The organism is Flectobacillus longus (assembly GCF_030056705.1).
Taxonomy (GTDB): Bacteria; Bacteroidota; Bacteroidia; order Cytophagales; family Spirosomataceae; genus Flectobacillus; species Flectobacillus longus.
Genome location: NZ_JASHIC010000017.1, coordinates 64,292 through 86,783 on the forward strand (window position 1 = coordinate 64,292; position 22,492 = coordinate 86,783).

Here is a 22,492-nt window from a genome sequence, read left to right on the forward strand (position 1 = left end):
TATTTTATTTTAAGTTAGTAGGTAAAATAAAATTTAAGATTGGGCTTTGGGCTTTCAGGTAATGGCTTTCGGCGGTGGGCTTTGGAAAAAAGCATGGCTGTGGTTATTAAAAAACATTTTAACACTCTTTGCCTTGTGCCTGTTGCCTAGTGCCTAAACACATAACCTAAATCTTATTCTGCACGATTACTTAAGTTAGCGAGTAAAATAAGCTTGAATAAACGAAAAATTTCTTGTTTACCTTTGTAAAAGCGCCGTAGGTGCGACAGAAAACTAAAACCCTGAAGTCTGTCGCACCTACGGCGCTCTTTTAATAGGTCAGGAAATAGATTCACTACTACCAAACTGTCGCTCCTACGGAGCTGATGAAAAGATTGGGTTCTGTAAAAAATCCTAATAGTCAGGCTTATCAATTTTATATAATTGATAAAGTTAATTTTACCCGCTTTAAGCTATAGGCTTTATGCGGTAGGCAAAAAGTTAAATAGTATTTCTCATGAAGTAATAGAAACTTTTTTGCCTAATGCCTACGGCTTACAGCCTAAAGCATATTAAGGCAATTTTATTTTGCGTCTAAATATGTAAAATAAATTCGAGATGACTCGTATTATTTGTAGTATCAAAAAAAGTAATAGCCTAATAAATAGGCTATTAAAATCAACAATAATACTTAATGGTTAGATAATATATTCAGTTTATAGCAATGTCGCTTGAAGCGTAATAGTTGCGTTGAATAATTTAGAAATTGGACAATTTTCTTTTGCATGTTTTACCAATTCTTCAAATTTAGCTTGATCCAAACCTTCAGCTTTTACGCTAGTAGTAAGATTGATCGTAGTAATTGTACCATTTTCTAAAACTACTTCAGAAGTTGTATCAATAATATCTGCGGTAAAACCTGCACCTTGAAGATTAAATGCCAATTGCATCGAGAAACATCCTGCATGAGCAGCACCTACCAATTCTTCAGGGTTAGTTCCAATACCATCTTCAAAACGTGTGTTGAATGAATATTGAGTTGCGTTTAATACACCACTAGGAGAAGTAAGAGTTCCTTTACCTGCTTTGCCCGAGCCAATCCACTGAGCGTTAGCGCTTCTTTTAATTAACATGATCTTTAAGGTTTATTTGTTTTATATCGTTTTGATATGACAAAGTTGCATGAATTATTTTCCTGAAAGAATGTATAAAAATCACTAATGAATGGACAAAAATACCATGCTTGGTTTTTCAACAAAAAGTCCTGCCACCAAAGGTAGCAGGACTTTTGAAGAAAAGTTTATAGATTGTTTATTCTACTGTCATCAAACGATATTCGGTTGTTGACGTTTGGTTTTCAAGAGAGACTGTTTTTGAAATAGTGTCTTTACCATCTGTTACTTCGATGGTGTACTGACCATCTTTTGCTTCGCTAAAGTCAAAACGACCGTGGTAATTGCTTTTATATTTGGCGATATGCTCACGGTTTACGATACGACCTTCTTTGTCTTTTACCAAAATCGTAACGGCTTTTCCTTCCAATTTATCCACTGTTACATGAAGATCCAAAGTACCTGCGCCACGATATGTACCGATGGCAAAAGATTTTTTATTGTTGTTAGTAGTGTTATCGTCACCGCCTGTTGGGTTTGCCAAAATACTACTTGCTGAGATAGCTACTAATGCGAAAATGTTGAATAAAGTTTTCATGATTTTAAGAAGTTTAAAGAGTTAATATTTTAAATATTGTTGTTATTTCGTCTTGTTTGATGATTCAAAGTTAGGCTGAGTTTTTAGGTTTCTTTCCTGAAAAACTATAATCGGGTGAATCAATAGATAAACGGTTGATATAAAAAACGGGGCAAAAGTGGCTTCTGGCGAGCGGTTGAGGGTCGTGATGAATGGTAGTCGAAAAAGCGCAATTTTCGGGTTGGAATAAGGATAAAGGATGTTCTATCTTTGTTGTGTTACTTTATTATACTTCATTTTGTATGACAACGCAAGAACCAACCGCTTATATCCGTATAGCTCAGGCTATCGACTATATCCAACAGCACTACCAACAACAACCTAGCTTAGAAGAGATTGCCGAGCAGGTACACTTGAGCCCATTTCATTTTCAGCGCTTGTTTACAGAATGGGCGGGTGTAAGTCCCAAAAAGTTTCTACAATATATTAGCTTGGGGCACGCCAAATCGGTTTTGCAACAAAATGCGTCTTTGATGGATGCTGTCGAAGCGGCTGGACTATCAGGAAGCGGGCGTTTGCATGATTTGTTTATCAATATAGAAGGTATGACCCCAGGAGAATATAAAAATGGGGGTCAAAATTTAGCGATTCAATATAATATAGAGAATACCCCTTTTGGAGACGTATTTGTGGCGTCAACGCCACAGGGAATTTGTCAAATGACATTTATCGATACCGAACCTAATTCTTTAGAAAGACTAAAAAAGAATTTCCCCAATGCGAGTATTATAGAAGAGAAAAACACAATTCAGGAAAATGCACTAAGGATTTTTACAGAAGATTGGTCAAATATTTCTCAAGTAAAATTACATTTAAAAGGTACTGACTTTCAATTGAAGGTTTGGGAATCCCTTTTGCATATTCCAATGGGGCAACTTTGTACGTATGGGACAATTGCCCAACAAATACAACAGCCGAGTGCCGCTAGAGCCGTTGGGACTGCCATAGGAAGCAATCCGATTGCGTACCTTATTCCATGTCATCGCGTAATACAACAGTCGGGCAAACTAGGAGGATATATGTGGGGCGAAACTCGCAAATCGGCCATAATAGGCTGGGAAGCCTCAAAGCGAGAATTGGGTCACCTCTAATTTAGTTAATGAAGATTTTTCAGCGGTAGAGACGCAATACTTTACTTCTAAAAATGAGTCATCTTGAGTAATATCAAAAAAACTGATGCTAACATTTGGGATGACTCATGCTATCCATTAATCATTCAGCTTCTTTCTTATGGTTTTACTAAAATGAGGAATCGCTATTTCTGGTTCTTGGATTTCAGGATGCCAGCGCTTTTCCCATTCAAAACTGTAATACCCCTGATAATTTCCTTTTTTCAAAAGTTGTAATACCTCTTGTACGGGAGCCGTACCTTCTCCGAACAATACATATTTTTCTTTCCCATTTTGAGTAATGGCATCTTTCAAATGTACGTGCTTGATATATGGTGCTAATTGGGGATATACTTCCGAAGGACTTTCTTTGGTGACTGACCACATATTATAAAAATCCCAAATCAAACCTACTTGTGGATGATTTGCTGTTTGGATTACGTGTAAAATATCAGCAACATATACGAGCTGTCCATGGGTTTCGAGCAATACCTTTACGGAAGTATTCTTGGCATAGTCTCCCAAAGTGACCAAGTTTTCAATCATGGCTTGAAGTGTTTGCTCTCGACTTTGCTCTTTCGGAAAATCATTCGGAAATACTCGAATATAAGGACAGTTTAAAGCTGCCGCCAAGTCGATAAATCTCTTTGCTTCGTCCAAATTGCTTTTTCGTTTTTGTGTATCCACCCAATGTAAATTGGTAGATGAGCCCAAGTCAACAATAGAGATTCCTGCTTTTTTACAAAGATTGAGTGTATTTTGAATATTGCTAGGACTATTGAACAATGGAGAAACTGTTAAATCCATATCCTTTTGAATTCCTCGCAACTCTATGCCTTGATACCCATTTTGTACAGCAATTTCTAGCGTTTTTTCAAAAGACCAATCAGGACAACCTAAGGTCGAAAATGCTAGTTTGGGCACATATTTTTTTTGTGCTACGACTTGCTGAGCCCCTACAATAGTTAAGAGCCCTGCGCTTGTATATTTAATAAAATGACGTCTTTTCATGTATCAAGAAGTAAGTAATGTGCTTGAGGCTATAAGCCGTAGGCATTAAGCAAATATTGCTAAAGAATCACAGTTATATTTTTGCTGAATGCCCATAGCCAAAAGCTGAATGCTAAATTCTATTTTATCCACAAGCTCAGAGCTTACGGTATATTGCCAACTCACAATTTCAAGGCTTTTAACTGTTTTACTGCATAATCTGCGGCTCGTGCCGTAAGTGCCATATAAGTCAAAGATGGGTTTTGTGTAGCTGTAGAAGTCATACAAGCACCATCGGTAACAAATACATTTTTGCAATGATGCAATTGGTTCCAAGCATTGAGCATGGAGGTTTTGGCATCTTTCCCCATACGAATTCCCCCCATTTCATGATTTTCGTTGCCCGGTAGGCGTTGCGTATCGATGAGTTTGATATTGGTAAAACCTGCTTTACGATACATTTCTCCTAATTGCTCATGAAAATCCTTTAACATTTTGTCATCATTATCATCAAAAGGAACAGATGCTCTTAATTGAGGAATTCCATATTTATCCTTTAACGTCGCATCAAGTCTGACGGTACTTTCATGTTTAGGAATGGTTTCGCCCATCATGTGCGAGCCAATCGACCAAGGTCCTAGTTGCTGTTGATTGAGATGCGATTTAAGTGATTCGCCTAGTTCGTTAGGAAAATCCTGCATGGGCGAGCGTGACGCAGTAAAACCAGCCGCATAACCACGAAGAAAATCGGTTTCTTGTTTATAAACATTTCGAAAACGAGGAATATAGCTAATATTTGGACAGCGCCCATCGGTAGTGGAGTCTAGCATACCATCATACTCTGCCGAAATACGTCCGCGACTTGTATGAAAAGCTATATATCGTCCTAAGATATCATTGTCATTACCCAAACCATTTGGAAAGCGGTGTGAGGTAGAATTCAGCAGAATCATATTACTGTTGAGCGTAGAGGCATTCACAAAAATGATTTTGGCATAAAACTCAATCATTTCTTTGGTATTGACATCTACCACTCTTACACCTGTAGCCTTGCCTTTTTGCTCATCATATATAATAGAATGCACTACCGAATGTGGTCTAAGAGTCATTTTACCTGTTTTCTCAGCCCAAGGTAAAGTAGAAGAGTTACTACTAAAATAGCCTCCATAAGGACAGCCTCGTTCGCATATCACACGGTTTTGACATTTGGCTCTACCTTGTTGAAGATGAATAGGTTTTGGCTCAGTAATATGTGCAGCTCGCCCAATAATCACATGGCGATTGGTGTAATTTTGTGACACAACTTGTTTAAAATGTTTCTCGACACAAGACATTTCGTGAGGTGGCAAAAATTCTCCATCGGGCAGATAATCCAGTCCATCTTTATTACCTGTAATACCTGCAAATTTTTCGACATAACTATACCAAGGCGCTAAGTCTTTATAACGAATTGGCCAATCTACAGCAAAACCATCACGAGCGGGGCCTTCAAAGTCAAAATCGCTCCAGCGCTGGGTTTGGCGTGCCCAGAGTAATGAACGTCCGCCAACTTGGTAGCCCCGTATCCAAGAATAAGGTTTGTCTTGAATATAAGGTTGCTCGTCGTCACGAACTAAAAAATGAAGCGTGCTTTCGCTAAAAATATAGTGATTACTGGCAATCTGGTAATCTTTTTTGATGTCTTGCGGAACAGTACCAAGGTGTTCAAACTCCCAAGGGTTTTTGAGTGTAGTAGGATAATCGACTACGTGTTTGACATCACGCCCACGTTCAAGCACAAGCGTTTTTAAGCCTTTTTGGGTTAGTTCTTTGGCTGCCCAACCACCACTTATACCCGAACCAATAACGATGGCATCGAAAGTTCGTTCTTTTATGGAATCAATATTAAAATAGCTCATAAATCAAAGTGTTGCGTTTTTGAGTATAAATTATTGGTCAATGATTTTCTAAATACCAAAAGCCAAAACTTCCTGATTTTTACCGCTCTGTATGTCCTTTGTTGTAGGGTTTCAAAATTAGAGGTCTGTTTTATCTCAAGCTAATTTGGAGACTATGAACTGCATTTCGTAATTTGGCGTTAGAATTTTATCTCAAACCATCCTCAACACTCGATTCGAATTTTTACTATATGAATGCTGAATTTGTCATTACCCGCCCCGATAGTACCGAAAGATTGTTTAGTATTGGAGAGAGTAATCAAGCTCTTTTTTCGACACTTACAAGATTACCCTATTTTACGGTAGTTTGTCTTCAGGAAGGTTCTGTTGAGTTGAAGGCAGACTTGTCTATTTATCACGTATCAGCACCTGCGGTACTCTTCTTTAGTCCTTTTCAGCCTTTTTTGATGAAGAAAAATGAGGAAAGTAGTCCTATGAAAGTATTACATTTTCATCCTGATTTTTTTTGTATTCTCAAACACCAAAAAGAAGTTTCCTGTAATGGTGTTTTATTTAATAACCTTTTTGCTCCACCGTTTGTAGAGCTTACCAATGAGCAAAGTGTAGTATTGGAAAGCGTATTTAAACAAATGAAAGACGAATCAAGCCACGAAGAATTGGCACAAAATGATTTGCTTTTATCGTATTTGAAAATATTCTTGATTCATACTACTCGTTATAAAGCCCAAAATCAAACTCAGGTAGAAGACCAAATAGCTCAGAATAGTAATCCCGACCATTCGATTTTGCAAAAATACAAAACGATGATAGAGGAGTTTTTTGTCAAAGAACACTCTCCAAGTATTTATGCCGACAAGTTGAATGTGAGCTTGAAGACATTGGGAAAACTAACCAAAAAGTATTTTGACCGAACACCATCGGATTTGATTCAGGAGCGTTTGATGATGGAGGCCAAACGTGAATTGTATTTGACGGATAAATCTGTGAAAGAAATAGCCTATTCTTTGGGTTTTGATGATGAGTTTTATTTTTCGAGACTTTTTAAAAAGAATACAGATACCTCGCCGATTAATTATCGTAAATCGGTAGGGGAAGATCAAGCCAAGATAAAACAGATAGAATATCGTTAATCTTGTATAAAAGTGAATAGTTAGATTTAGTCATCATCGGAAGTCATATACTTGGAATAGTTAGCAGAAAGTATGTGACTTTTTGATTTATCATACCTATGTTTATCTCTTCGGGTTACCAATCAAAATAAGTTTTGATTAACGCTTTTGCCAAATTGCTTCATGCAATAAATCTCCCCACCTGTTCAACAAAACTACCCATTCATGCAGAAAGTGTCATTTTATAGATAATAAGTATATTTTATTTACAACTGTAACCAACAAATGAGGAGTTACTATCTCTGCTCTTGCTGTTATGGTTGACCTAAGTAGAACAACTTCTTACAAATAAATATGATTAAACTTCGACAGTTTCAATGTATTGGTGTATTCATTATGGCAATGTTCTGGAACTTACTTATGAGCATTTCATCATTTGCTCAAGTTCCTTGTACACCAGCTTCCATCACAACCGAACCAGTTTTGGCTAACGTTTGTCAAGGGGACATAGTAACCTTTGATATTATGGCTACTGGGAGTATTACTGGATACCAATGGTACCGTAATGGTTCTATGATTAGTGGTGCAACTTCAGATTCTTATACTATTACGGCTCAAACTGCTAATAATGGCGATAAGTTTAAAGTAATCGTCAAAAGCTCTTGTGGCGACGATACTAGTGAAGAAGTAACGCTAACAGTTACCAGTTTACCAGCTATATCTATCAATCCAGTTGGTGCTACCAAATGTGTTGGCGAAACCTATACCTTTAATGTAACTGCTAGCAATGCAGGAGGGTATCAGTGGACATTGGACGATGCAGATATTAGTGGCGCTACCAACTCTACGCACACTATCCCAAGTATTTGTGATATATGTGATGCAGGAAACTACAAAGTAGACGTATTTGGTACTGGCGTTTGCGCAAGTCAGCATGTGACCAGCTCAGGTGCAGATTTGATTGTAAAGATTCCCGTTGACATTACAGGGAATCCTAATAGCCAAACCGTCTGCGAAGGTACTCCAGTAACATTCAGTGCAACAGCTACTGGCAATATTACGGGTTATCAATGGTATAAAAACGGAGCAATTCTAACAGGAGCAACATCATCGACTTATAGCATCACAGCTCAGACCTCGATGAATGGTGATAAATATACCGTAGTAGTAAAAGGTATTTGTGGAGATGAAACCAGTACCGAAGCTACTTTGAATGTAGATGCCAAACCAAGTATTTCTGTTAACCCAGTTGGTGCTACCAAATGCGTTGGCGACACCTATACTTTTAGCGTTACTGCTAGTAATGCAGGTGGATACCAGTGGATATTGAATGATGCAGATATTAGTGGTGCTAACAATGCATCACATACTATTCCAAGTATATGTAATATATGTGATGCAGGAACCTATAAAGTAGAAGTTTTTGGTACAGGAGCCTGCGCTTCCGAAAGTGTAACGAGTTCTCCTACTAGTCTAGTTGTAAAACTTCCCATAGATATTACAAGTGACCCTTCAAGCCAAACTGTATGTGAAGGTAGTTCTGTTACTTTTAGTGTAACAGCTACTGGCGATGTTACGGGTTATCAATGGTATAAAAATGGAGCAATTTTAACAGGAGCAACATCATCGACTTATGGCATCACGGCTCAAACTTCAATGAATGGCGATAAATATACCGTAGTCGTAAAAGGTATTTGTGGAGATGAAACCAGTACCGAAGCTACCTTGAATGTTAGCGCCAAACCAAGTATTTCTGTTAACCCAGTTGGTGCAACCAAATGTGTTGGTGACTCATATACCTTTAATGTTACTGCTAGTAATGCAGGAGGGTACCAGTGGATACGCAATAATGTACCGATTAGTGGGGCAACAAACGCTTCTTATTCGATAGCAAGTCTATGTCTTTCATGCGGAGATGCTGGTAATTACAAAGTAAACGTATATGGAACAGGAGCATGTGCAAGCAACACCATTACGAGTAGCGAAGTTAATCTTGACCTAAAAAGCCCTATATCTTTAGCAGGGACACTTTCATACCCAGAAGTTTGTGAAGGCTCAACTGTTTATTTAGCACTTTCAGCCTCAGGAAGTATTACTGGATTTGAATGGTACAAAAATGGGGTACTTATAGATGGACAAACCTCCGTAATGTTCAATTTTACTGCACAGCTTGCAGATAATGGCAGTAAATATTCAGGAAAAGTAATAGGGTATTGTAACAGTGTCACTACTAATGAGGTAACTCTTTCTATTAAGCCATTACCAGCCATTACCACACAGATTGTAGGCGCTACAAAATGTGAAGGCGAGAGCTATACCTTTAGTGTGAGTGCTACTAATGCAGGTTCGTATCAATGGATAAAAAATGATGTCAATATTAGTGGTGCAACAGGCTCTTCCTATACAATTTCAAATCTTTGTAAATCTTGTAATGAGGGAACATATAAGGTTAAAGTATTTGGTTCAGGTGCATGTGGCGGTCGAGCTGCAAGAAGCATTTTAAGTGACCCTGCTAATTTGGTGGTAAATATACCTGTATCAATTTCATCACAACCAACCGAACAAAATGTATGTAGCGGCAGCACAGCTACTTTTAGAGTAAAGGCAATTGGAGATATTACAGGATTCCAATGGTACAAAAATGGAATCGCTATTACTGGCGCTACTGATAGCACGTATAGTGTGGTAGGGGGTGCCAATGGCGATAAATTTAAGGTCGAAGTAAAAGGCCTTTGTGGAAATGTTATTAGTAATGAAGTTCTCATAAATGTAACCCCTACACCTATTATTACTCAACAGCCATTGACAGCTACCAAGTGCGTAGGTGAGTCAGTAACTTTCAGTGTTACTGCTAGCAACGCTGGAGCTTATCAGTGGCAATTTAAAGGCGTAAATATTGTTGGTGCAACAAACGCAAGCTATACCAAAAATATTGATTGTGCCGACTGCGACGCAGGGGCATATCGTGTTATTGTTTTTGGTCAAGGTGTTTGTACTTCAAGTTCTGTTAATGGTGATGAAGCTTTACTTACTGTTAATAGACCAATGGTGATTACTCAACAGCCACAAGAGGCGAGCGTGTGTGTTAGTACGAATGCGACGTTTTCTGTGAATGCGACAGGTACAATCACTGGATATCAGTGGTATAAAAATGGCGTAAAAATTGATGGTGCTACAGCTAGTACTTATACATTTTCAACACTTTCATTCAATGATGGTGAAAAATATAAAGTCGAGATTACGGGTCCATGTGGTGCATTGATGAGCAATGAAGTAAACCTACAAGTAAAAACCATCGTTGCTCCAACTATTTCTACTAATAAACCTAGTGGTTTATGTGTTGGCGAACAATTTATCTTGTCTGCTACTGGCTGTGATGGGGGTATTGTACACTGGTTTGCCAATAATATTGAAGTAGCTCAAGGTCAAACACATACCTCTTCGAGTACTGCCACTTTTAATGCTCAATGCGAAAACTTAAGTTGTAAATCAGACTTGAGCAACGGTATTACTCATGTCCAATACGGACAAATTAATGTGGCTGCTATAGCAGGAAGAGTAACTTGCTTTGGCGACAAAGATGGTGCTGTTGAAATAAATCCGTCGGGAGGAGCAGGAGCGCCCTTTTCTATTGTATGGACTAACTACAATAATAATAACTTCAGCAGAATTGTTGATTTACCCGCAGGACTTTATAACTATACCATTACAGACCGTATTGGTTGTAAGGTTCAAGGTGCTGTACCTGTAGACAGACCCAGCGAACCAACGGGCACAGCAAGTGCTAGCGATGTGGTCTGTTTCGGGCAAAAAAATGGTAAAATTACTTTGTCTGGAACAAGTGACTATGGTGGTTTTCAATATGTTCTTAATCAGGCTACACCAGTGGCATTTGGAGGTGGAGCTACTACAGTTGAAAATTTAGATAAAGGGTCTTACACAGTAAAAGTAATTGACGCTAAAGGATGTACAGTGTTGCCCAATACCACTTTGCAAATTCAAGAGCCAACACAGCTAAAAGTTACCTTGCAAAAGACCGTTAGACCAAAATCTTTTAGCTCAAATGATGGTGCAATCTCTGTTAAGATTTCGGGAGGCACACAGCCTTATGGAGTTGAATGGTCACTTTTGCCAAGTACTATTTTGAACTCTAACATCCAAACTACTATAGCCGAAGATGGTATTAATTCTCAATTGAGTGCCCTTGGTACAGGAGAATATCAAGTGAAAGCTACAGATAAAAATCTTTGTAATGCCATACTTACACAAAAGATTGTAGCTCCCGATAAAATATCTATTACTTCAAAAATAGATTCTATTACCTGTTTCGGAAAAGCCGATGCAAAAATTACTTTGACTGTTACAGGTGGTGTTCAATTACCAACTACACCTTTTTATCAGGTAAACTGGCAACGTGTGGTAAATGGACAAGCACAAACGATTTCAAGTAATACCTTAGACTTATCTAAACTAGATAAAGGAACTTATCAAGTAACAGTATTAGATAGCAACGGAATTTCTGAAAAACAAACCTTCATATTGGGTGAACCAACACAATTAGTAACGTCTGTACGTCGGACCATTGCCAACTATTGTGCATCGACTCCACTTGGGGAAGTACAGATTTTAGCTACTGGTGGTCGCAGTCCTTACAGTTATACTTGGGACAAAACAAGCCAAACAACAGCCAGTATCAATAAACTTGCTTCAGGCGTATATGTAGCCACTGTAACAGATAAATCGGGCTGTGTAACAACAGTTCAAGCAACGGTTCAAGATAGTATCAGTCGCTACAAAATGACTACTTCTTACCAGCCGTCAACCTGCTTTGGACGTTGCGATGCCCTGCTTAAATCAACGGTAGAAGGCGGTATTGCCCCTTACCAATACACATGGTCAGGTATCAACTCGACAATTGCTAATCCTCTCAATGTTTGTGCAGGAGGAACCACCCAATTGATGATTACTGATGCAAAAGGATGCCAAATCAAAAGTGATAATATTACTATGACTAGTCCAGACCCTCGTGTTATTGGCTTAGCTGTTCAGGTTGAGGTTTGTCCTTCAAAATCATTTGACCTTAGTGCGTCGTCTGTACCTTGGGGTAAAACCTATTTATGGACTTATCCAGATGGAAAAACTCAATCTACAGCATCAATCAAAGCAGATAGCCTTGGTACATATACCATACAAGTTTTGGATGAAAACAGTTGTGGGGGCGTTCAGCAGATCAAAGTTATTCCAATCAAGAATATCAATATTCTTTTTGCCATGCCTAGCTCAGCACCAGTAGACAAGGCAGTTGTAGCCATTGATTTGACTAACCCAACACCAACAACCATTGCTTGGGAATATCCAACTAGTGCAAAGCTTGTTTCTCAAGATGCCTACAGTATCAAACTGACATTCCCTCAGGTAGGCAAATTCAAGGTAAAAGAATTAGCTACGATTAATAACTGTGTGTACACACTTACCAAAGAGATTCAAATTATTGAGAAAGCTAATGATGGAAGCTTCCCTGCTCCAACAGCAACACAACCTGAAATGGATTTTACCATTATGGGAAATCCAACCTCAGGCAACAAAGTTACCTTGAGTATTGAAAATGTAGAAAAGAGAGCTTTCGATGTTAGTGTGCAATCTGCAACGAAGGGTATTTTGTATCAGAAATCTTACAGCGAAAACGATTCGAAATCTCTGGTAGTTGAAATTCCAGAAAACGAAACAGAGCAGGTGTATTTTATCACTCTGACAAGTGGCGATAAGAAAATCACTAAAAAGGTATTGATTTATCGCTAGGACTTCCCAACACAGATTTTATATATCTCTCCATGTAAAGATTTTAATGATATGTCACACTTTTACTATATAACACATTTACAGAGGATTGGCTACATAGTCGTGTTCTTTTGTGCCATACTAAGCCTTCCGATAAGGGCCCAAAATGTTGATATTGAAAACATTGCCAAAGCCAAACCTCTAGTAGTTTCGGGGGGGCTTACTGCCAGTGGAATATTCAGCGCAGGCTTACCTAACAATGATTCTCCGTTTAATTATTTCCTTTCGGGAACTCTAAACTTCAATATTTTAGGTACTGTCAATGTACCCGTAATATTGAATTACTCCAACAGAAATATTAGTCTCTCTCAAGGCTATTCTTTCAATCAATTGAGCTTTAACCCAACTTACAAATGGATAACAGCTCATATTGGCACCAACTATATGACTTTCTCGCCTTACACGCTCAATGGGCATCAGTTTGTAGGCGGTGGCTTGGAGCTTACACCTACCAACTGGAAAATTCAATTGATGGGTGGGCGACTACTCAGAGGGCAGTTCACAGATACCACTACCACAGGGCCAACTTTCGAGCGTATGGGGTATGGTTATAAAGTTGAATATAATCCTGGAAAGTTCACCATCGGAACTACCATGTTCAAGGCTTATGATGTGGCTAATTCGATTCCTGAGGATAAACGCTATTATCAAAACAGTGTGATTAATCCCAAAGATAATTTGGTGATGGGCTTAAACTTCAGCACAACGCTTTTTCATAAACTCCAAATTGTAATGGATTATGCCAATAGTGTTGTGACTAAAGATCAAGGCGGCGAATACGCATCTTATTCTATCAAATCACTGGCAGGCATTTTTCATAAAAACAATGCAACTACTGAGTCGTATCACGCTTTCAAATCAAATCTAAATTATAATATCGCCCAAACTAGCACTATTTTGGGATTAGGATATGAGCGTATAGACCCCAATTATACAACCCTAGGAGGATATTATTTTGTCAATGACCTAGAAAATTATACATTGATGGTCACCCAAAACCTACTTCAAAATAAACTCAATATAAGTGGTAATGTAGGTCTTCAACGTGACGATTTGCAGAATACAAAAGCTAGTAAGCAAAGTAGATTTATTGGCGCTATGAATGCAAATTTTCGCTTAGAAAATGGTTTGTCGATGGGACTTAATTTTTCTAACTTCCAATCTTATCGCTTTGTCAATACCATCTACAATAACATTACCAGAGTACCAGGACAGCCGCTCGACTCGCTTCGGTTTTCATTGATTTCGCAAACGATTGGTTATAACCTAATCAAACAGCTCAAAAAAACCGAAACCAAGGAAACAACCTTGACCTTCAATGCTAGTTATCTCAACTCAAGAAACAAACGAGACAACACCGTAGATTCTACTAGTCAAAGTCACGTAGTCACCAGTACAGCCAGTTATAACATAAATTTTACTAAGCAAAAAGCGGCTATCAACTTAGGTGTCAACTATTTCGGCAACGAGTTTTATAATAGTTCGCTTAGAGGATTTGGACCAACGGTGGCCATACGGAAAACTTTCATCGAAAAAATCAATACCAATTTGAGCTTTTCGGCACTAACCACCCAAAGTAAGACCAACGAGCAAAGTAATTCTTTTAGCGTCATGAATATTATGCTCATGGCTAATTGGTCACCAGCCAAAGGACATAATCTCAATTTGAGTTCGAGTGTAGTCAAAAACCAATCCTCTACATTCCTCAACGGTAACATCGGGTATTCTTATTCTTTTTAACTAACTAATACTGAAAGACATGGCTAAACTAGGCCTACATACATATCAATTCTCGGTACGTTTCAAACAGTTAATCGTACTGATTTTGTTGCTTGTTGCGGGACAGTTACAAGGTGTAGCTCAACAATATTTTCCAGTGGTTGCCAGATTTACTCAGCTCCCACCTTATCCCGTATATCTCTCTGATTTTAGCAACCCTGCACAAACAAACCTGTCTATTCAGGTTCAAATGAACGATAAGAGTATTGCTTCTCGTGCTTTTCGTATTCGAGTTTACATCGAAGGGCAAGGCTTTTTGATTCAAAGTACCGATTTTGTACAAGGTGAACCTTCCATTACACTTGTCGAAGGGCAGGTATATAACATTCCCTCGCCTCAGGTAGCCAATTATTTTAAGCAATACAACCTCAAAATAACACCCGAGCAATACCGCAAGCCGTTCAACGAGGGGGCTTTTCGTTTTGGTGTCGAGATTATTGACTTTCAAACCAATCGTCCTATTTCGGGTATTCAGTGGAGCACACCCGTTTGGTTGGTTGTCAACGAACCTCCTGTTTGGGTAATGCCACAAAATCAGATTAGCATAACGCCAACCAACCCTCAAAATATCAATTTTCAGTGGGCACCACGCCACAACAATGTAAACGACGTAGAATATGAGTTTACTCTTACTGATTTGATGTTGAATAGTGGTTTTCAAGGAAATGTTCAAAACTTATTTTTGTCACAACCTGCTTACTATCAAACTCGCACTCGTAATACTGTTCTAAACTATAATGCGACTATGCCTCCATTGGTAGTAGGGCGCACTTATGCGTACCGTGTGCAGGCTATTGCCAAGCGTGGTAGCGAAGATGTAGGCGTTTTTAGAAACAATGGTTATAGCGAAATTCAATATTTTACTTATGGAGAAGCTGTAAAGCTCAACCCTCCAACCAATTTACAAATAGCTTGGACAGACGATTTTAAAGGGGCTGCTTTCAACTGGAAAGGAGACAATGCCCACAAAAACTTCACAGTTGAATTTCGTGAAAAAAACTCCAAAGATTGGAAAAATGTAGATGTAGCAGCTTCGACAGGTGGGTTATACAATACCTTTTTAATCAACAATATAGCTCCTGAAAAAAGCTATGAAATGCGCGTAACTGGAATTGATAATCAGGGAAATCGTGCTACCTCCGAGCCAATCGATTTGACAAAGTCTCCTGAGGCAATTAAACAAGAAAAACTGATATTAAAAGGGAATATATTGTGGGCTTTTAGAGCTTCTGAGCAAAACCTTAGTACAACAGGCACTGTATTAGAAGCAAATAATGAAGAAAATACTCCCATTAGAAAGTCTCAGCAGGAAACACTTGAATCAACGAGCCCAGCAAGCACAAAGTATCCACTCGAAAAAGCCATTGTTACTCTGTATAACTCTCCTGTAGAGCTAACATTAGCGAATCTTAAAAATGCTAATGCCGAACGTATTGCCACAGCACAAACCAACGCACAAGGACAATATACTTTTGATGCACTTGGTGTAAAATTATTATCTGAGGTAAAAAATCTATATCTCGTTGCCGAATTTCAGGGTGAAAACTTTGCTCCTGCCATTGTTAAGCTCGCCGTAGGTGCTGAGGAGACAGGCACAAAAACTGCTTCTGAAATGGTATTACTTGCCAATTCGGTTCGTTTTATGCCTAAAGTGCTCATCGGCAACAATAGCCTACCCTCAGGCGAAACTATTCAGAATAACACCATTGAAGAAATTGCACTTTATCGCCTAAAATCTGTCGTAGACAAGAACTCATATCTACAGCATGAGGGCAATCTTAAAGGTGAACGTTCTTCTCTGACCTACAACAAAGATACTTATGTAAAAGTAGGCGAGTTTTTGAGTACAACGACCTTGGCACAGATTTTTAACAATAAAGCGTACAACGATAAGTTTGTGCTTCGTGTCAAACATAAGGATAGAAAAGCAGTAGTGTTCCCTGTGAATGATATTACTGATTTTCAAGAAGGAAAGTACTTAGCTGTTACAGACTATTTTGCTTACAAAGTCCCTGCCAACGTCATTAGTGGCTATGTAGAGCGAAAAATAGGAGAAAAACTTGAGCGTATTGCAAATGCCTCAGTACAGTTATTTAATATCTCTGCTCGAACAAATCATGAAGGCTTTTATGAAATAGAGATACCTCAAGTAATAGATTTTTCGATCAAAACTGGCGGGGTTACTCTCAATGTTCCAAAGTTAAATATTGTCAAAGGTGTTTCTTTGTCCGTAAAAGCTATTGATCCTTTATTAACGTTTAATGTAGTTTCCAAATCTTCTATTTATGAGAATAAAGACATACAACAAAACTTAACGCTAGACGGAGACGCACATTATTTAGAAGGACGCGTATTTGGACGTGACAAAAAAATCCTTAGCGGGGCTACTGTTTCCTATAAATCACAATCCGCCAAGACAAACGAAAATGGCTATTTCAGTATAAGTTTTGCAGGTTCTGAAATGACAGATTCCGTAAAAGTTGAGTTTGACGGCTATGATGTGGCTTATGCTAATACTAGTAAGTTCAAGAAATCAAAAATTGAAGGAAAGGATTTAGATGAAGCTAAAAATAACCTTCTAACTAAAATAAAAGCCATTACCGATAAAACACAACGTGAAAACTTTTATACAGATAATTTCTCAAAAGCCAATCTCGTTGGCGTGAATTACTATGAAGTTGACTCTATTAAGCTCGAAAATAAAACTACCTATCGAGTAGTAGCCTATACTAATAAAATAGGGACTTTGGGCTTGCGTTCTCAAAGTGATTCTGCTGTGGCTGTTAGTGCTATTCTTAACATAGAAGATGGTGACCGTGATATTTCTGCAGCCAAGTTTATCAAAAAAGATGGTGATAAAGAAATCTGGTCAGGTGGATATCTAACGACTACTTCTAAAAGTGAGTTAACAATCAAAGTCACCAATAAGAAGGTAATGAACAACGATACCACAGTGGCTTTCAATGGATTTGTTGAAGAAGAAATAAGTCTTCCATTACCCAAAAGATATGTTAAAGGTGATACAGTTTTGGTAAAAGTGCGCCTCAAACCTGCCATCTACTTCAATGGAGCTGTATATGATAGTACATTTTACATTGCGGGAGTCCGTGAAAATGGTCGTAAAGCAGGAGACAAATACAAAGGCCTAGCAGAGGTAGAAGTATCAGTAAATGGAAGTAAAATCAAAACTGATGCCGAGGGTAAATTTAAATTGCGAGTTCCAAAAGGTGAAGACATCGAAATGGAATTTACCAAAACGAACTTCAATACCATAAAACATGCCTTTACGGCTGCAATTGTGAATCAGCACAGCGGCAACAATACAAGGGCATTTTATATGATGGCACAAGATAAAGAATTACCAAAGTTCAAAACCCTCATGAACTTTAGTATCTCTATCGATAATATTGTCAAGCATTCTAATAATACCTATATGATTTCGGGTAATGTATTGCTCGATAAAGGAAAGCTTGAAAAATCAAAGAATGCGTTCAAAGCTGGTGATACAAAAACACTTACTTTCAAAAATATTATCGTTAAAGAAGATACCAATAAAACGAATGCGATTATCACACAAAACAAAATTGACTTTGTAGAAACCGAAGCCAAAATCAAGCTTTTTGGTTATGCGCCAATTTTGTTGACAGGAAATCCTATCGGCGAACCCTACATCCGACTACAACAAGCTGATAATAAGTCTACTAGCTTGAGCAGTAATGGTAAAATTGGAGCATCTACCATGGAGTTTACCCGAACCGAAATGATGGGGGTTACATTCGGAAAGATGGAATTAGAACTCAAAAAAGATGATTCTAAAGATGCTAAATTGGGCAAATTTGATAACAAACTTTCTGATAAAGATGCAGGTAAGCGTGAAAAAGATGCTGCCGAGCGAAAAGACCTTGAAAAGCAAATTAAAAGCAAAGTTGATGATGCCAACAAAGCAGTATTACAAGACGTAATCGCTGCTAAATCGTCTAGTCAAGAAGCGCGCGATAATGCTGCCAAAGAGCTCAAAGGGCTTAATCCAAAAGAAGTAACGGCTGTTCCTGACAAAGAACCATTATTGTTGGCTTTTGCACCTATAGCACTCGACGAACTATCAGAAACTAAGGAATACAAAATTATATTTCCTGAAGCTTCTAAAGTAGGTGAAATCAAAAAAATAGGAGCTAAAAAAGATACTTCGGCCTCAAAAGAAGCCAAAAAGCTCAAACATGACGATTACTTAAAGTTTACTCTTGGTTTAGGAGGTCTTGTTTCGGCTGGTATTGATCCCGAATCAGCCGTACTCAAAAAGTCGGGGGTAAGTATGAAAGGGGTAATTTTATTTCCCGAAATATGGAGATTTACGAATAGCACTCCGCTTACTATTGAAAAACTTGAGATAAGCGATGCCTTCGAGATGAAGTCGATTATGATTGGTAAGTCAGATCCTGATAGGAAAGAATTTGTAAAGTTTGGCGTTGCCGACACTTGGATGTGCTATATCAATACTGTTCAAATTTTTAGTGGTTTCAAAGGCTTTAATTTAGGAGGTACTTTTAATACTGATAAAGAAAACTATGTCAATATCAATGCCTTAGGATTTACCAATATTGGAGGTAAAATATTCCCTAACGTAGATTTAAGTACGCCAAAAGATGGATTCAAATTTAGTAAACTTCGCTTTAAAACAGTCGGAAAAAAGAATATCACCATTAAAGGTAATCCTAAAGACAAGAGCTATGAGATAGATGGTTCGTTGCGTATAGAATGGGATGAATCTGATCTCAAATCGTCTAGCAACGACTCTACTGATAGATTTGGGAAACGCTTGTCTCAAGATCAGATAGACAAAAATGTAGCCCTACGAAAAGCTAATGAAGGTAATGCGGCTTTTGAAGCTGAACAGGCATCGCTCAAAAACAATAAAGAAAATAAAAAATATGACGATGCTAAAAAGAAACTGACTCAGGCCGAAGAGGAACTCAAAACACTTGCCAAGCTCAAAGACGAACTTACAAGCGAATACGACAAATTATCAAAAGAGCAACAAGCTCTTAATGTAAAACGTATTGCACTAACCAGAAAATATACTGGTGCCAGTCGTGACTCTGAACAAGCTAAAGAGGAAGAAAAAGCACAATCCGATGCCGAGACTACTAATAAGAATAAAGAGAAGGATGTAGATGCTCGTTGGAAAAAATGGCAGGATGATAATACTGCCAAAGAAAATGAAATTACCAAGCTCAAAGCAGAGCTTGTACCACTTGAGCAAACACGAGAAAAAGTAGCGCAGGAAAAACGTGAAGCAGACGAAAAACAAAAGGCCGATGATGCCAAAGTTCAGGCTGAAAAAGAACAGAAAAATGCTACAGAGTCACAAAAACGTGAGGCTATCGATGCTGGAAAGTCCTATGTATCAAGCGATACTACTTCTAAGAAGGCCTCTGGCGGTTTTGATTGGAAAAAAAGACTTTTCCCGATTGAAGTACAGGCATTTACATGGTCTACTTCAGGCAAGTTTTTAGTATCAGCGTCGCTTTTACAAGATGCTTTGAAGTTTGAAACATTTGCTATTAAGGTACGCCGAATCGTCTATACTCGTGGTATGAAGACCACTGCGACACAGATGACTGATATGCTCAAAATGAGTGAAAATGAGGTTAATAACATGAATACCTCATCCAAGTTCAATGATGCCAATACTTATGTAAATGACGATGGTAAACGTGTTGGGGCTTTGAGCAAAGATAACCAAGAATCAAAAGCTGATGCTTCTGTCGATGGTCTAGGATTAAAGTTTATCGAAGACAAAGTAGCTGCTGCCAATCCAGACACCCTACAGTGGGCTATGGGTTTTGCAGGAGGAGTTGAGTTAGATTTCAAGTCTATTAACATTGACTCAGATGTATCAATGTACATCGGTGATTTTGGTAAAGGGTTTGAGTTTAGAATGAATGAGTTTGCACTCAAAATAGATGCAACATCATTTAGAGCTTACGCCAAAGTAAAAATTGCAACGAGTGGTAAAAAAGTAGGTTTTGAAGGTGAAGGAGAGTTTGAAGGTGCCGAGCTCAAGGCGGCTATGTCTTTAAAATTTTATAAATTTTCGGATGGCTCTGGTTATGAATTTGGTGCGGCTCTCAAAATGTCTACTGGTGCCACAGGGATAGTTACAGGTCCAATCACTTGGACAGCACTAGGTGGCGGCTTCGATTGGAATACCGCAGAAGGCAAGTTTAGTGTATTCCTACTTGGAGATGCCCGTTCGTCTGGATTACCCGAAAAGGTAGTTTCTTACAAAAAAGTCAGGCTATCACTCGATTTTGTGGGAGGACGATGTGGTGCCAAACCGATACTTCGAGGATATGCCGAACTATGGACTGGCTCAAAAGGAGAAAAGCCTGAGAAAATATGTAACGTGTCGGCCGAGGTCAATTTTTGTGATGCAGTAATTGTTTGTAAAATTGATTGTGAAATTGAAATGTCTGAGAAAAAGGTAAAAGTAGATGCTTTGGCCTTTATTTCTCCAAGTGCAGGTTTTTTTATGGGAGCCAATGTACGTGCAGAGCTTTTTGGAATGAACCTCAATGGTCGAATGTTGTTTGGAATTGTATGCGATACGAAGCATCCTGACGCTCCAAAAGAACTGGGATTATATTTGACAGACATTCCTTCGTATTTGTATCAAAGTGATAATAAAACTATTTCTGCGTTATATTTAGGCGTTGATTTAAGCTACGAAAAACGCGAAAATGGTGGCGCAAGTGCCTTTGGTGTAGATCTAGTAAAATATAGTATCGAGATTTTGGTTAAAGGACGCCTAAAAGCTGGTGTCAACTTCGCGAATGGTAACTTCATGATTAATAGTATGGCCAAACTTGAAGCAGAAGGGAAAGCAGATATTTTAGGCTTTAATCTGGGAGGTAAATTTGAAGGAATGTTTGAGCTAGGCGGTGGTTATACCAATGATATGGGCTGGAATTTCTTGATGGCTGGTCGAGCCAAACTCGAAATAGGCGCAGGAAAATACCAAGATAAACCATGTAACGATTACAGTATTACAGGTATCAAATGGGGCGAAAAGTGTATATCATGCTGTAGCGGTCGCAAATGGTACTGCCCAGTTACCATAAATGTTCCATATCCAGAAGGAGAAATAGACAGATTCTTGAAGTTATGTTTTGAAGGACAGTTTGGGGTGAGTTACCGTGAAAAAGGACCTGACTCCGAAAGAGGCTGGAAAGCATTTGCGGGAGGCACTGGCCCAGGGTCAAATAGTGGCTCATCCAATAACAAGTCTTATTCTTCAGGTGGTAGCATTACTGCCGAAACAGCTATCAAACCTGGTGAATCTCGTACTTCTCCAAATGGTATTTACAAATTGTCGGTAGAATCAGATGGAAATATCGTAATTACTAAAAATGGTGCAAAAATTTGGGAAACCAGAACAGGTGGTAGAAACGTAAGTACACTAAAGATGCAAAAAGATGGCAACTTGGTGGCATATACTGCTAGCGAACAAGCCGTTTGGGCATCAGGGTCACATGGAAAAGGAAACAGCTCTTGTGTACTTGTAATGCAGGACGATGGTAACTTGGTAATTTATAAAGATGGAGACAATGCTATTTGGTCAACAGGTACACGAAATGTATATACAAAAGAAGAGCTCCAAAAAATCACGGTCAAAAATGGCGAAAGTCTTAAACCAAATGACAAGATTACCTCAACAAATGGCAAGTACTATTTAACGTTACAATCAGACGGTAACGTAGTAGTATATAAGGGCGAAAAAGCCTTATGGGCAACAATGACTAATCGCCAAGATGTATATGGTATTTATGTACAAAAAGACGGAAACTTGGTAGCTTATCGCGGTGGCGAAAGAGCTGCATGGGCATCAGGTACTAATGGTAGAGGTGGACGCGACACATTCTTGATTATGCAAGATGATGGTAATCTCGTATTGTATAAACGATTAGGAAGTAGTACGCCAGGCAATATCACCGTGTATTTTGGCGAAGACCCAATATGGTCGTCAGGAACTTTTGAATAA

General features: G+C 38.5%; 9 protein-coding genes. 5 read left to right on the plus strand and 4 right to left on the minus strand.

Annotated elements, in window-relative coordinates; translation table 11 throughout:
- Nucleotides 1–695 precede the first annotated feature (695 nt).
- Together QM491_RS14005 and QM491_RS14010 are read right to left on the minus strand one after the other, a co-directional pair.
- Nucleotides 696–1,112: an OsmC family protein gene (locus tag QM491_RS14005; protein WP_283328109.1), complete on the minus strand. Its 417-nt coding sequence runs from the start codon at nt 1,110–1,112 to the stop codon at nt 696–698.
- A gap of 178 nt (nt 1,113–1,290) precedes the next feature.
- A complete protein-coding gene (locus QM491_RS14010) occupies nt 1,291–1,689 on the minus strand; it encodes a T9SS type A sorting domain-containing protein (RefSeq protein ID WP_283328110.1) in 399 nt (132 codons plus the stop codon).
- Nucleotides 1,690–1,970: 281 nt separating this feature from the next.
- Here QM491_RS14010 and QM491_RS14015 point away from each other — a divergent pair, with 281 nt between their 5' ends.
- On the plus strand, nt 1,971–2,819 hold the full coding sequence (locus QM491_RS14015; protein ID WP_283328111.1) for a bifunctional transcriptional activator/DNA repair enzyme AdaA: 849 nt from the start codon (nt 1,971–1,973) through the stop codon (nt 2,817–2,819).
- 117 nt (nt 2,820–2,936) lie between these two features.
- Here QM491_RS14015 and QM491_RS14020 read toward each other — a convergent pair whose 3' ends face one another.
- Both QM491_RS14020 and QM491_RS14025 read right to left on the minus strand, forming a co-directional pair.
- Nucleotides 2,937–3,848 (minus strand): sugar phosphate isomerase/epimerase family protein, encoded by a 912-nt coding sequence (locus QM491_RS14020; RefSeq protein ID WP_283328112.1) that lies wholly within the window; start codon nt 3,846–3,848, stop codon nt 2,937–2,939.
- Between the two features lie 161 nt (nt 3,849–4,009).
- Nucleotides 4,010–5,725, minus strand: coding sequence for a GMC oxidoreductase (locus QM491_RS14025; RefSeq protein ID WP_283328113.1), 1,716 nt, complete (start codon nt 5,723–5,725; stop codon nt 4,010–4,012).
- A 230-nt stretch (nt 5,726–5,955) separates the two neighbouring features.
- Between QM491_RS14025 and QM491_RS14030 the strand changes: the two genes are divergently transcribed.
- The 4 genes from QM491_RS14030 (at nt 5,956) to QM491_RS14045 (ending at nt 22,492) form a co-directional block, all read left to right on the plus strand.
- On the plus strand, nt 5,956–6,855 hold the full coding sequence (locus tag QM491_RS14030) for a helix-turn-helix domain-containing protein (protein ID WP_283328114.1): 900 nt from the start codon (nt 5,956–5,958) through the stop codon (nt 6,853–6,855).
- A gap of 333 nt (nt 6,856–7,188) precedes the next feature.
- On the plus strand, nt 7,189–12,633 hold the full coding sequence (locus QM491_RS14035; RefSeq protein WP_283328115.1) for a PKD-like domain-containing protein: 5,445 nt from the start codon (nt 7,189–7,191) through the stop codon (nt 12,631–12,633).
- Nucleotides 12,634–12,684: 51 nt separating this feature from the next.
- On the plus strand, nt 12,685–14,412 hold the full coding sequence (locus tag QM491_RS14040; protein WP_283328116.1) for a hypothetical protein: 1,728 nt from the start codon (nt 12,685–12,687) through the stop codon (nt 14,410–14,412).
- Nucleotides 14,413–14,431: 19 nt separating this feature from the next.
- Nucleotides 14,432–22,492, plus strand: coding sequence for a hypothetical protein (locus QM491_RS14045; RefSeq protein ID WP_283328117.1), 8,061 nt, complete (start codon nt 14,432–14,434; stop codon nt 22,490–22,492).

Excerpts from the sequence above, each read along its gene's own strand:
- QM491_RS14005 (WP_283328109.1), bottom strand. The coding sequence starts at position 1,112 with ATGTTAATTAAAAGAAGCGCTAACGCTCAGTGGATTGGCTCGGGCAAA.
- QM491_RS14010 (WP_283328110.1), bottom strand. The coding sequence starts at position 1,689 with ATGAAAACTTTATTCAACATTTTCGCATTAGTAGCTATCTCAGCAAGT.
- QM491_RS14015 (WP_283328111.1), top strand. The coding sequence starts at position 1,971 with ATGACAACGCAAGAACCAACCGCTTATATCCGTATAGCTCAGGCTATC.
- QM491_RS14020 (WP_283328112.1), bottom strand. The coding sequence starts at position 3,848 with ATGAAAAGACGTCATTTTATTAAATATACAAGCGCAGGGCTCTTAACT.
- QM491_RS14025 (WP_283328113.1), bottom strand. The coding sequence starts at position 5,725 with ATGAGCTATTTTAATATTGATTCCATAAAAGAACGAACTTTCGATGCC.
- QM491_RS14030 (WP_283328114.1), top strand. The coding sequence starts at position 5,956 with ATGAATGCTGAATTTGTCATTACCCGCCCCGATAGTACCGAAAGATTG.
- QM491_RS14035 (WP_283328115.1), top strand. The coding sequence starts at position 7,189 with ATGATTAAACTTCGACAGTTTCAATGTATTGGTGTATTCATTATGGCA.
- QM491_RS14040 (WP_283328116.1), top strand. The coding sequence starts at position 12,685 with ATGTCACACTTTTACTATATAACACATTTACAGAGGATTGGCTACATA.
- QM491_RS14045 (WP_283328117.1), top strand. The coding sequence starts at position 14,432 with ATGGCTAAACTAGGCCTACATACATATCAATTCTCGGTACGTTTCAAA.